The following is a 12,573-nucleotide window of genomic DNA, read 5'->3' on the forward strand; positions in this document are numbered from 1 at the left end:
GATACCGAGGCGCGGCCGGGGACGAGCGCGCTCCATGGCGCACAATCGGGGACCGGGCGCGCGATCGCGCGGCGCGAGCGCGCCGGCGATGGACTCATGACGGGGGTGCGGATGTTCCGGGCTGTGCGGGAAGCGGTCGTGTGGGTGGTGGCCGGGGCGGTGGTGATCGGTCTCGCCGGATGCAGCGGGGGCGGGGAGGGCGGCGCGGACGGCAAGGGCGGTCCCTCGGCTTCCGCCTCCGGGTCCGCCGCTGCTTCCGCTTCCGCCGCCGCGCCCGCGCCGGTCTCCCTGGCCCGGCTCACCGCCGCCTCGTTCACGGACGGCGAGAAGGTCGGGATGTACACCGCCTCCGAGTACGCCCTCGGTGTCCCGCTCGGCGAGAACTACACCGCCTCACCGGCCGTCTGCCGGCCGCTGGTCAGTCTCACCGAGGGCGCCACCGCGTTCGACCCGGTCGCCGAGGTCCACCGCAGGGTCGACATCCCCGACGAGATCCTGGGCCTGACCGTCTCCGTACAGCTGCGCTCGTACGCGGCCCAAGGCGCGCGCGGTGTCATGAAGGCGCTGGGCGCGGCCGGGCGGGCGTGTGCGGGCGGGTTCACCGAGGAGCGGGCCGTGGCGCGGGCGAAGTATCTGAAGGTGGAACCGGCCAAGGCGCCCGGCGTGGGGGACGAGGCCCGCGCGTACCGCTTCACGATCCTCGATGTGAAAGGCGAGGAGAAGCTTTACGAATATCTGACCGTTGTACGTTCCGGTTCCGTCACGCTCGCCTTCCGGGCCGAAATCGCCGGGATCCAGGATGTCGGGGGAGTGCCCGCGGAGATCGTCCGGGCCCAGTGGGAGAAATTCAGGTCCGCGCGGTAAGCCCGCGGTAGGCCGCGATAAGCGCGCGGTAAGGAATCGACGGGAAGCGCCAAGGGAATTCGGCCACCGGCGGGCGGCCAAGTCAGCACAGACCGGCGCACAGCGACATCCGCGGGGGCGCGCTGTCGGAGCGGCCCGCGGATGAGGCAAGAATGGGGGCATGAGCGACACCTCAGCCCCTCTCGCCGATCCGCACATCGCCTTCGATCCGACCGAGGGCCGCCGGGACATCGTCGTCCTCGGCTCCACCGGGTCCATCGGCACGCAGGCCATCGAGCTGGTCCTGCGCAACCCCGACCGTTTCCGCGTCACCGCGCTCTCCGCGGCGGGCGGCCGGGTGGACCTGCTCGCCGAGCAGGCGGCGCGGCTGCGGGTCCGGACGGTCGCGGTCGCGCGCGAGGACGCCGTGCCCGCGCTGCGGGAGGCGCTCGCGGCCCGGTACGGGACGGGCGAACCGCTCCCCGAGATCCTCGCGGGCCCGGACGCGGCCACCGACCTGGCGGCGTCCGACTGCCACACCGTGCTCAACGGCATCACCGGCTCCATCGGTCTCGCCCCCACCCTCGCGGCCCTCACCGCGGGCCGGACGCTCGCCCTCGCCAACAAGGAGTCGCTGATCGTCGGCGGCCCGCTGGTGAAGGCGCTGGCGAAACCGGGCCAGATCATCCCCGTCGACTCCGAGCACGCCGCGCTCTTCCAGGCCCTGGCCGCCGGCACCCGCGCCGAGGTCCGCAAGCTCGTCGTCACCGCCTCCGGCGGGCCCTTCCGCGGCCGTACCCGCGCCGAACTGGCCGGGGTCACCCGCGAGGCGGCCCTCGCCCACCCCACCTGGGCCATGGGCCCGGTGATCACCATCAACTCGGCGACCCTGGTCAACAAGGGGCTCGAAGTGATCGAGGCCCATCTTCTCTACGACATTCCCTTCGAACGGATTGAGGTCGTCGTACACCCTCAGTCGTATGTTCACTCGATGGTGGAATTCAACGACGGCTCGACCCTGGCCCAGGCGACCCCGCCGGATATGAGCGGACCGATCGCCGTCGGTCTCGGCTGGCCGCGCCGGGTGCCGGACGCCGCGCCCGCGTTCGACTGGAGCAAGGCGTCGACCTGGGAGTTCTTCCCCCTCGACACCGAGGCGTTCCCCTCCGTGGGACTCGCCCGGCACGTCGGGACGCTGGGCGGAACGGCCCCGGCGGTGTTCAATGCCGCGAACGAGGAGTGCGTCGACGCGTTCCTGGCGGGCCGGCTCCCGTTCAACGGCATCATGGACACGGTCACCGAGGTCGTCGCGGCACACGGCACCCCCCATGGGGGAACCGCGCTCTCGGTGGCGGACGTCCTCGAAGCCGAGACCTGGGCCCGCGCCCGGGCCCGCGAGACGGCGGCGAAGTTCAGCGAAGGCGCGGCGGCGCCGTCCCGTACGGCATCGGCCGGCTCCACCGGCGCGGCATCCACCAGCTCCACCAGTGCGACATTCAGCGAAGAACAGCCAGCGGAGGCTCGCGCATGACGATTCTGTTGACGGTCCTCGGCATCCTTGTGTTCGTCGTCGGGCTGCTCTTCTCCATCGCCTGGCACGAACTCGGCCATCTCACCACGGCCAAGATGTTCGGTATCCGGGTGCCGCAGTACATGGTCGGCTTCGGGCCGACCCTCTGGTCGCGCAAGAAGGGCGACACGGAGTACGGGATCAAGGCGATCCCCGCCGGCGGCTACATCCGCATGATCGGCATGTTCCCGCCGGGAGCCGACGGCCGGATCCAGGCGCGGTCCACCTCGCCGTGGCGCGCGATGATAGAGGACGCGCGCTCCGCCGCCTACGAGGAGCTGGAGCCCGGCGACGAGAAGCGGCTCTTCTACACGCGCAAGCCCTGGAAGCGCGTGATCGTCATGTTCGCGGGCCCGTTCATGAACCTGATCCTCGCCACCGTGATCTTCATGAGCGTGGCGATGAGCTTCGGCTTCCAGACACAGACCACGCAGGTCGCCGGCGTACAGAAGTGTGTGATCTCGCAGAGCGAGCAGCGCGACACCTGCGCGCAGAGCGACCCCGTCTCGCCCGCCCAGGCCGCCGGGCTCAAGAAGGGCGACCGGATCGTCGCGTTCAACGGGGAGCGCGTCGCCGACTGGGCGACGCTGTCCAACCTGATCCGCGAGACGATCGGCCCCGCCACCATCACCGTCGACCGCGACGGCACGGAGCAGGTGCTGAACGCCACGCTCGCCAAGAACATGGTCGCCGCGAAGGACTCCAAGGGCGAGGTCATCCCGGACAAGTACATCCCGGCCGGCTACCTCGGCTTCGCCGCCGCCACCGAGATCGTGCCGCTCTCCTTCACCGACTCCGTCGGCCGGATGGGCGACATGATCACCAACGGCGTCGACTCGATCATCGCCCTCCCCTCCAAGATCCCCGATCTCTGGAGCGCGGCCTTCGGCGACGGACCGCGCAAGGACGACTCCCCGGTCGGGGTGGTCGGCGCGGCCCGTATCGGCGGCGAGGTGATGTCCCTGGACATCCCGGCGCAGAACCAGATCGCGATGATGCTGTTCCTGCTGGCCGGCTTCAACCTCTCCCTCTTCCTCTTCAACATGCTGCCGCTGCTGCCCCTGGACGGCGGTCATATCGCGGGAGCGCTCTGGGAGTCCGCCACCCGCCGGCTGGCGAGGATCTTCAAGCGGCCCGACCCCGGTCCGTTCGACGTGGCGAGGCTGATGCCGGTCGCCTACGTAGTGGCGGGCATCTTCGTCTGCTTCACGCTGCTCGTCCTTGTCGCGGACGTCTTCAACCCCGTCAAGATCAGCTGATCCAGGGGGAGATCGGCTGATCCTCCCCGATTCACAGCGGCCGGACACCATTTGTGTCCGGCCGCTTACGTTTGGGCGGAATTTCTGTGTGGATGTGCTGCGGCGGTACGCGGTGGCGTAATCTCGGGGCTGGAGCCCGCCCGTCCCGGGACCTCGATCCACACCTTGGGGTTGCACTTCAGATGACCGCAATTTCTCTCGGAATGCCGTCCGTTCCGACGAAGCTCGCAGACCGGAGGGTCAGCCGCCAGATCCAGGTCGGGTCGGTGGCGGTCGGTGGTGACGCGCCGGTGTCGGTGCAGTCGATGACGACGACACGAACGTCGGACATCGGGGCGACGCTCCAGCAGATCGCGGAGCTGACGGCCTCGGGGTGCCAGATCGTACGGGTCGCCTGCCCGACGCAGGACGACGCGGACGCGCTGGCGACCATCGCCCGCAAATCGCAGATCCCGGTGATCGCGGATATCCACTTCCAGCCGAAGTACGTCTTCGCGGCGATCGACGCGGGATGCGCGGCGGTCCGGGTGAACCCGGGCAACATCAAGCAGTTCGACGACAAGGTCAAGGAGATCGCGCGGGCCGCCTCCGACGCGGGAACCCCGATCCGTATCGGGGTGAACGCGGGCTCGCTGGACGCGCGGCTGCTGCGGAAGTACGGCAAGGCGACGCCGGAGGCCCTGGTCGAGTCGGCGCTCTGGGAGGCGTCGCTCTTCGAGGAGCACGGCTTCGGCGACATCAAGATCTCGGTGAAGCACAACGACCCGGTGATCATGGTCAACGCGTACCGTCAGCTGGCGGCGCAGTCGGACTACCCCCTGCACCTCGGGGTGACCGAGGCCGGCCCCGCGTTCCAGGGGACGATCAAGTCGGCCGTGGCGTTCGGCGCGCTGCTCAGCGAGGGCATCGGGGACACCATCCGGGTCTCGCTGTCGGCCCCGCCGGTCGAGGAGATCAAGGTCGGCATCCAGATCCTGGAGTCGCTGAACCTGAAACCGCGCCGGCTGGAGATCGTCTCGTGCCCCTCGTGCGGCCGGGCGCAGGTCGATGTGTACAAGCTCGCCGAGGAGGTCACGGCCGGGCTGGAGGGCATGGAGGTCCCGCTGCGGGTCGCCGTCATGGGCTGTGTCGTGAACGGGCCCGGCGAGGCGCGCGAGGCGGACCTCGGAGTGGCCTCGGGCAACGGCAAGGGCCAGATCTTTGTCAAGGGCGAGGTCATCAAGACCGTCCCCGAGTCGAAGATCGTGGAGACCCTCATCGACGAGGCCATGAAGATCGCCGAGCAGATGGAGAGGGACGGCGTCCCCTCCGGTGAGCCCGAGGTCTCCGTCAGCTGACGCCGCTGACAGGCTGACGCGGTCGCTCCAGCAGACCCGGCAGACCCAGTAGACCCAGCAAGCCCCGGCAGACACAGCCGATGGAGCCGTACGGACCGCCCGGGACCCCGCGCACCTCAGCGGATCCCCGGCCGGTCCCGGCCCCACCCCGCACCTCACGGGTCTCGCGCCACCCGGCCCCCGGGCCCACCGGCCGCGAGACCCGTCGTGTGTGCGCCCCCTCCACCGCCACCGGCGGCGTACCACAGAGTCGCCAGGTACAGTGCGGGGATCAGCAGCCGTACGGTGAGGCCCCTCGTGTTGACGCAGACCACCACCCGGGTCCTCGAACCCAGCGAACTCGGCGCCGCGCTCGCCATCCTGGAGAGCGAGCCCGTCGCCAACGCCTTCGTGACCTCCCGCGTCCAGGTCGCCGGGCTCGACCCCTGGCGCCTCGGCGGCGAGATGTGGGGCTGGTACGCGGACGGACGCCTCCGCTCCCTCTGCTACGCCGGCGCCAACCTCGTCCCCATCTGCGCCACCCCCGAGGCCGTCCGCGCCTTCGCCGACCGCGCCCGCAGAACCGGCCGCCGCTGCTCCTCGATCGTCGGCCCCGCCGAGCCCACCGCCCAGCTCTGGCGGCTGCTGGAGCCCAGCTGGGGCCCCGCCCGCGAGGTCCGCGCCCACCAGCCGCTCATGGTCACGGAACAGCTCCCCGCGGAGGTCGCGCCCGATCCGCTCGTCCGCCGTATCCGCAAGGACGAGCTGGAGACGATCATGCCCGCCTGCGTGGCCATGTTCACCGAGGAGGTCGGTATCTCCCCGCTCGCGGGCGACGGCGGACTCCTCTACCAGGCGCGTGTGGCCGAACTGGTGGGCGCAGGTCGTTCGTTTGCCCGAATCGAGGACGGCAAGGTCCTCTTCAAGGCCGAGATCGGCGCCGCCACCCGCCAGGCGTGCCAGATCCAGGGCGTCTGGGTCGACCCGGACCACCGCGGGCGCGGCCTCTCCGAGTCCGGCATGGCCGCCGTCGTACGGTACGCCCTGGCCGATGTCGCGCCCGTCGTCAGCCTGTACGTCAACGACTACAACACCCCGGCGCGGGCCGCCTACCGCCGTGTCGGCTTCCGCGAGGTGGGCGCCTTCATGAGCGTGCTCTTCTGACCGGTCCGGCCCCTGTGACCGGTGACCGGTCCGACGCGCACGACAGTCCCCGACCGCCGCGAAAGTGAGGGTCCGGCCCCATGCCGAGCATCCCCGGGAGCAGCCCGCGCACCCCCGACGTCCAGGTCGGCCCCCTCGATCTCGCCGCCCGCGTCGACGACGCCCTCGCCGTACAGGCCCTCGCCTTCGGACTCAGCGAGGAGGAGGTCGGCGTACGCCGCCACATCGTGCTGCGCCACAACCTTCAGCGCGGCTGCCGCGCCCTCGGCGCCACCACCGCCGACGGACGGCTGGTCGGCTTCGTGTACGGCCTGCCCAACGACCGCGTCCACTGGTGGTCCACCGTCGTCGAACCGTATCTGCGCGTCACCGGCGACGACGGCTGGCTCGACGACTCCTTCGTGATCACCGAGCTGCATGTCCACCCCGCGTTCCAGGCGCGCGGCATCGGCCGCGCCCTCATCACCACCCTCACGGACGGCGCCGGGCAGCCCCGGTCGATCCTGTCCGCCATCGACACCGAGAGCCCGGCCCGCCGGATGTACCGCTCGCTCGGCTACGCGGACCTCGCCCGGCAGGTCCACTTCCCGAGCGCCCCCACGCCGTACGCCGTGATGGGCGCGCCCCTCCCGCTGCGCAGACCGGGTACGGCGGGATCGGGCGCGGGGGGAATCTGATTTCCGCCTGCCCCCGCGCCCCGGCTAACCTCCTGACAACAGCCGAGAGAACGCAGAACGCAGGAGTGCTCCCCATGTCCCAGGTCCAGCGCATGTCCCGTTTGATGGTCAAGACATTGCGCGACGACCCGGCGGACGCCGAGACCCTCAGCCACAAGCTGCTCGTCCGCGCCGGATACGTCCGCCGTACGTCCGCCGGCATCTGGAGCTGGCTGCCGCTCGGCAAGAAGGTCCTCGACAACATCTCCCGCGTGGTCCGCGAGGAGATGGACGCGATCGGCGCCCAGGAGGTGCTGCTGCCCGCGCTGCTGCCCCGGGAGCCGTACGAGGCGAGCGGCCGCTGGAACGAGTACGGCGACCTGCTGTTCCGCCTCAAGGACCGCAAGGGCGCGGACTATCTGCTCGGCCCGACCCACGAGGAGATCTTCACCCAGGTCGTCAAGGACCAGTGCACGTCCTACAAGGACCTGCCGGTGATGCTCTACCAGATCCAGACGAAGTACCGCGACGAGGCCCGTCCCCGCTCCGGCGTGCTGCGCGGCCGTGAGTTCCAGATGAAGGACTCGTACTCCTTCGACACCACGGACGAGGGCCTGGCCGAGTCGTACGCGCTGCACCGCGCCGCCTACCAGAAGATCTTCGCCCGGATCGGCCTCGACTTCCGGATCGTCTCGGCGGTCTCCGGCGCGATGGGCGGCTCGGCGTCCGAGGAGTTCCTCGCCCCGGCCGGCGCCGGCGAGGACACGTTCGTGGACTGCCCGAGCTGCGACTACGCAGCCAACACCGAGGCCGTGACCTTCGTGGCGCCGGCCGTTCCGGTGACCGAGCACGGCCCGGTCGAGGAGCTGGACACCCCCGACACCCCGACCATCGAGACGCTCGCCGCGCACCTCGGTGTGGAGGCGTCCGCCACGCTGAAGAACCTGCTGGTCAAGGTGGACGGCGAGATCACCGCCGTGGGTGTGCCCGGCGACCGCGAGGTCGACCTCGGCAAGCTCGGCGAGCACCTCGCGCCCGCCGTGGTCGAGCTGGTCACGGCCGACGACTTCGCCGGCCGGCCCGACCTCGTACGCGGCTACGTCGGCCCGCAGGGCCTCAAGATCCGCTACATCGCCGACCCGCGCGTCGCGGCCGGTACGGCCTGGATCACCGGCGCCAACAAGCCCGGCACACACGCCCGGAACGTCGTCGTCGGCCGGGACTTCGAGGTCGACGAGTACCTGGACGTGGTCGTCGTCGAGCCGGGCGACCCCTGCCCGGCCTGCGGCGCCGGCCTCAAGCTCGACCGCGCGATCGAGATCGGCCATATCTTCCAGCTCGGCCGCAAGTACGCCGACACCTTCCAGCTCGACGTCCTCGGCCAGCAGGGCAAGCCGGTCCGCGTGACCATGGGCTCGTACGGCATCGGTGTCTCGCGCGCCGTCGCGGCCCTCGCCGAGCAGAGCGCCGACGAGCAGGGCCTGTGCTGGCCCGCCGAGATCGCCCCGGCCGACGTCCATGTCGTCGCGGCGGGCAAGGCGCTCCAGACGGAGCTGGCGCTCGATGTCTCCGAGCAGCTCGCGGCGGCCGGTCTGCGCGTCCTGGTGGACGAGCGCCCCGGTGTCTCCCCGGGCGTGAAGTTCACCGACGCCGAGCTGATCGGTGTGCCGAAGATCCTGGTGGCCGGACGGCGCTCGGGCGAGGGCGTGGTGGAGCTGAAGGACCGGCGCACGGGGGAGCGCGAGGAGCTGACGGTGGCGGAGGCGATCGCGCGCCTGACGGCATGACCGACTGACCGCGTGCCGCGCCGCAGTCGGCGGCCTGGTGGTGGCCGTGTCGGCCGGCCGGACCGTGAGCGACCGATGAACCGGTCCCCGGTCCGCTTCGGTCCCCTGGCCGGTGTCCGATCGGTTGACCGGCAAGGGGACCACCCCGGTCCTCCCCTTGCCGGACGGGCTCGACAGCCCGTCCGGCAAGGGGCGTTCGCTCAAGGGGCGTTCGCCTACAGCCAGCCCGCGAACTCCAGCAGCAGCTCCGCGCTCTGCCGCCGGCCCGCCGTCAGCGCGCGTACGCCCGACTCCACCGCCCGGAACAGCGTCCAGCCGCGTACCCGCTCGCGGTCCAGGTCCAGCGAGTCCGCCAGCCTGCCGACGCGGCGGCGGGCCGAGGAGGCGCCGGAGGAGGCGGCCACCAGGTCCTCCACCCGGTCCCGGACCAGCCGCGCCAGATCGTAGGCGCGCTCGCCCACCACGGGCTCGGGGCCGACCGCGAGCCACGGTGCCCGGTCGCCCGCGAGAACCTTGCCCTGGCGGAACGCGCCGTGCAGGAGCAGCTCCTCGGCCGGTCCGTCCGCGCAGAGGGCCTCGCGGGCCGCGAGGGCGGCGGAGACCAGCGGCGCGAGCGTCTCGTCCTCGCTCGCCCGCAGCGCGTCCGCCTGCCGGGCCGTCCGCCCGGCCACCGTCTCGAACGGGTGATCCGCGGGCGGCTCCACCCACAGCCGGCGGACCGTACCCGCAGCCTCCAGCAGCGCCTTCGCCTCGGGCAGGGAGCGCAGCGACATCTCGGGGTGCAGCCGCTCCAGCAGCAGCGTGCCGTCCTCGGTTCCGGTGCCGTTCACCGGATCGAGGAGTTCCACCGCGCCCGAGCCGTGCCAGTGCGCCAGCGCCGCCCGCTCGGGGCCGGGCGCCGCGAACGGCGGGGCGATCTTGAGCGTCGCGGGGGAGCCGTCGGGGCGGCGTACGAGCAGGAGCAGCCCGCTCCGGCCGCCCGGCGCGATCACCCGCTCGATGTCGAGCCCGCGCCGGGCGACCGCCTCCGCCGTGGTCTCCGGCAGCCGGTCGAGCCACTCGGCCGCGCGAGAGTGCCCGTACTTCTCGCCGAGCGAGCGCACCAGACGCCCCGGCGGTTCGCCACCCATATGTGATCGGTCCCCTTCGTGCCCGGCGCCCAGTCCTGTCCGGACGGCTCACCGCCCGGCCCGCCGAGGGCGGGCTAAGCGCGTTCGGCGAGACCGGGGAAGGCTACGCCGCTGCCGCGCCACCGCGTCGCGCGCACCGCCGCCTCGCGCAGCGCGCCCGCCGCCTCGCGGCGCAGCGGCCCCTCGGCGGCCCGGACGAGATCGGAGTAGACACCCGCGACCCGGTCCTCCAGCTCGGCGGCCAGCCGCACTGCCGCCGCCGCGTCCGGGACCGCGAACGGCAGGGTGTACGCCGCCGCCGACGCGGCGGGCCGGCCGCCCAGGTCGCGTACGGTCCTGGCGAGCGCGTCGCGCCGGGCCCGGTGGGCCGCGTACGCCGCGGTGGCCTCGGCTTGGCGGGCCGCGTCGACCCGGCCGCCGACGACCCCGTACCCGTACACCGCCGCGTGCTCGGCGGCGAGCGCCGCCTGGGCGGCGGTCAGGGCGGCGGCCGGCGCACCGGTGGTCACGAGCGGGCTCCTTCGGTCAGCAGATAGGCGTGGGCGGCGTTCGCGGCGGCCAGCGAGGCCAGCAGCCGGGCCAGCTCGGGGGCGGCGGTGACGAGCGAGGCGGTGTGCGCGTCGGAGGTACGGCGCTCGGCGGCGGCCAGTTCCTTGAGCGCCTCCGCCGGATCGGAGGAGACGGCGGACGCTCCCGCGAGAGTGGCGGAAGGTTTTTCCGGAACTTTGTCCGTATTACCGCCCGTATCGGTGTCGGGATCAGCGTCCGAACTGCTGTCCGGTGACGGTTCGCCCGTCCGTAACGTCAACGCCGACACATGGCGGGCGACGGCCGCGCGCAGCGGGGTCAGCAGCTCCGTCCGCCGCGGATGGCGGGCCAGCACCGCGTCGTACCGGCGCAGCAGCTCCTCGCTGTCACCCGCCGCTCGCTTGCGCAGCGCCCGTGCCGCGCGGGCCGCCCGGGCCGCCGCGTCCGGTGACAGGACGCCGTCCGACGAGCCGCCCGAGGTGCAGGCGGTCAGCAGACCGGCCGCCGTCGCGCCCGCGGCCATGAGCGCGTGCCTGCGTGTCGTCCCCGTGCGCCCCACGCGTCTCTCCTCGGACTTCGCGATGATCACCGCAGGCGAGCGTACCCGCGGGTCACTCGTTCGTGGACGGCAACACCCCTTGGGACCGGATACCCTTTGATCCGACACACACCGATCAGACACGCGACGATCCCACAACAGCACACGCGGCCGAGGAGTCACCCGGATGAGCACCACCCAGAGCGAGAGGCTGCGCGAACTGCTGGAGCCGCTCGTCAGCGCCAAGGACCTTGATCTGGAAGAGATCGAGCTGTCGCGGGCGGGCCGGCGCCGGGTGCTGAGGATCGTGGTGGACTCGGACGACGGTGTGGACCTCGACGAGGTCGCTGAACTGAGCCGCTCCGTCTCCGAGAAACTCGACGAGACGGACGCGATGGGCGACGACGAGTACCAGCTCGAAGTGACCTCCCCCGGCGCCGAGCGCCCCCTGACCGAGCACCGCCACTACGTACGCGCCGTCTCCCGGCTGGCCCGGATCCAGCCGGTCGAGGGTGATGAGCTGGTGGCCCGGATCATGGCCGTCGACGACGAAGGGCTCGACCTCGAAGTGCCGGGCGTGAAGGGGCGCAAGCCCACCGCCCGCCGGATCGGGTTCGCGGACATCGCCAAGGCGCGTGTGGAGATCGAGTTCAACCGCAAGGACAAGAAGGAAGAGGAGGCGTAGCCGTGGACATCGATGTGAAGCTCCTGAAGGGCTTGGCACAAGAGAAGGAGATCCCCTTCGATCTGCTGGTCGAGGCGATCGAATCCGCCCTCCTCATCGCCTACCACCGCACCGACGGCAGCCACCGGCGCGCCAGGGTCGTGCTGAGCCGCGAGAACGGGCATGTGACGGTCTGGGCCAAGGAGGACCCGGCCGATCTGGAGGAGGGCCAGGAGCCCAAGGAGTTCGACGACACCCCGTCGGACTTCGGCCGGATCGCCGCCACCACCGCCCGCCAGGTCATCCAGCAGCGGCTGCGCGACGCGGAGAACGACGTCACGTTCGGCGAGTACGCGCGCCGCGAGGGCGATGTCGTCGCCGGCATGGTCCAGCAGGGCAAGGACCCGAAGAACGTCCTGGTGCGGCTGGACGACAAGCTCGAAGCCATCCTGCCCGTCCAGGAGCAGGTCCCCGGCGAGGAGTACACGCACGGGCTGCGGCTGCGGACGTACGTCGTCCGGGTGGCCCGGGGCGTACGCGGGCCCTCGGTGACCCTCTCGCGCACCCACCCCAATCTGGTGAAGAAGCTCTTCGCGCTGGAGGTGCCGGAGATCGCGGACGGCTCCGTCGAGATCACGGCGATCGCCCGCGAGGCCGGCCACCGTACGAAGATCGCGGTGCGGTCGACCCGGTCCGGGCTCAACGCCAAGGGCGCCTGCATCGGCCCGATGGGCGCGCGTGTGCGCAATGTCATGGCGGAGCTGCTCGGCGAGAAGATCGACATCGTCGACTGGTCGGACGACCCGGCCGACATGGTCGCCAACGCGCTCTCGCCGGCCCGGGTCAGCAAGGTCGAGATCGTGGACCTGGGAGCACGCTCCGCGCGGGTGACCGTCCCGGACTACCAGCTCTCGCTGGCGATCGGCAAGGAGGGGCAGAACGCCCGTCTGGCCGCCCGCCTCACCGGCTGGCGCATCGACATCCGCCCCGACACGGAGCAGTCCGACGACGACCGAGGTGACCGCGACGACCGCGGTGGTGACCGCGGCGGCGACCGTCAGGGCGGTCAGGACCGCGCCGGCGACCGCGACCGCGGTACCCGTCGGTAACGATCCGGG

The 12,573-nt window shown here is 71.7% G+C and carries 11 protein-coding genes and 1 pseudogene; 9 read left to right on the top strand and 3 right to left on the bottom strand.

The genetic code is table 11. From position 1 onward, the window contains the following. Positions 1 to 123: 123 nt before the first annotated feature. The 7 genes and pseudogenes from DVK44_RS26195 (at position 124) to DVK44_RS26225 (ending at position 8,595) form a co-directional block, all read left to right on the top strand. Entirely contained in the window at positions 124 to 864 is a 741-nt protein-coding gene (locus tag DVK44_RS26195; protein WP_162794054.1) for a hypothetical protein, read from the top strand. Positions 865 to 1,024: 160 nt separating this feature from the next. Continuing rightward, a pseudogene (dxr, locus tag DVK44_RS26200) lies at positions 1,025 to 2,275 on the top strand (1-deoxy-D-xylulose-5-phosphate reductoisomerase); the annotation flags it as partial. A gap of 95 nt (positions 2,276 to 2,370) precedes the next feature. After that, entirely contained in the window at positions 2,371 to 3,672 is a 1,302-nt protein-coding gene (locus tag DVK44_RS26205; RefSeq protein ID WP_114662487.1) for a M50 family metallopeptidase, read from the top strand. 182 nt (positions 3,673 to 3,854) lie between these two features. Continuing rightward, the gene (ispG, locus tag DVK44_RS26210) at positions 3,855 to 5,009 is read left to right on the top strand and encodes a flavodoxin-dependent (E)-4-hydroxy-3-methylbut-2-enyl-diphosphate synthase (RefSeq protein WP_114662489.1); all 1,155 of its coding nucleotides are present in this window, start codon (positions 3,855 to 3,857) and stop codon (positions 5,007 to 5,009) included. A 297-nt stretch (positions 5,010 to 5,306) separates the two neighbouring features. Beyond that, on the top strand, positions 5,307 to 6,152 hold the full coding sequence (locus DVK44_RS26215) for a GNAT family N-acetyltransferase (protein WP_181957529.1): 846 nt from the start codon (positions 5,307 to 5,309) through the stop codon (positions 6,150 to 6,152). A gap of 80 nt (positions 6,153 to 6,232) precedes the next feature. Next, on the top strand, positions 6,233 to 6,829 hold the full coding sequence (locus tag DVK44_RS26220) for a GNAT family N-acetyltransferase (protein WP_114662491.1): 597 nt from the start codon (positions 6,233 to 6,235) through the stop codon (positions 6,827 to 6,829). Between the two features lie 74 nt (positions 6,830 to 6,903). Then, complete coding sequence (locus DVK44_RS26225; protein ID WP_114662493.1) at positions 6,904 to 8,595, top strand: proline--tRNA ligase; 1,692 nt, start codon at positions 6,904 to 6,906, stop codon at positions 8,593 to 8,595. Positions 8,596 to 8,810: 215 nt separating this feature from the next. Here the strand turns inward: DVK44_RS26225 and DVK44_RS26230 are convergent, their stop codons facing one another. From DVK44_RS26230 to DVK44_RS26240, 3 genes are all read right to left on the bottom strand, one after another. Further along, positions 8,811 to 9,725 (bottom strand): aminoglycoside phosphotransferase family protein, encoded by a 915-nt coding sequence (locus DVK44_RS26230; RefSeq protein ID WP_114662495.1) that lies wholly within the window; start codon positions 9,723 to 9,725, stop codon positions 8,811 to 8,813. Between the two features lie 74 nt (positions 9,726 to 9,799). Then, a complete protein-coding gene (locus DVK44_RS26235; RefSeq protein WP_114662497.1) occupies positions 9,800 to 10,234 on the bottom strand; it encodes a ferritin-like domain-containing protein in 435 nt (144 codons plus the stop codon). Then, positions 10,231 to 10,842, bottom strand: a complete 612-nt coding sequence (locus DVK44_RS26240; RefSeq protein WP_331461636.1) for a hypothetical protein — start codon at positions 10,840 to 10,842, stop codon at positions 10,231 to 10,233. Before DVK44_RS26240 ends, DVK44_RS26235 begins: the two co-directional genes overlap by 4 nt. A 136-nt stretch (positions 10,843 to 10,978) precedes the next feature. On the opposite strand from DVK44_RS26240, the gene rimP reads away from it, so the two are divergent. Together rimP and nusA are read left to right on the top strand one after the other, a co-directional pair. Continuing rightward, the gene (gene rimP, locus DVK44_RS26245) at positions 10,979 to 11,476 is read left to right on the top strand and encodes a ribosome maturation factor RimP (protein WP_114662499.1); all 498 of its coding nucleotides are present in this window, start codon (positions 10,979 to 10,981) and stop codon (positions 11,474 to 11,476) included. A 2-nt stretch (positions 11,477 to 11,478) separates the two neighbouring features. Next, positions 11,479 to 12,564: a transcription termination factor NusA gene (nusA, locus tag DVK44_RS26250; protein ID WP_114662501.1), complete on the top strand. Its 1,086-nt coding sequence runs from the start codon at positions 11,479 to 11,481 to the stop codon at positions 12,562 to 12,564. Positions 12,565 to 12,573 lie beyond the last annotated feature (9 nt).

The sequence above is a fragment of the Streptomyces paludis genome (assembly GCF_003344965.1).
Classification (GTDB): domain Bacteria; phylum Actinomycetota; class Actinomycetes; order Streptomycetales; family Streptomycetaceae; genus Streptomyces; species Streptomyces paludis.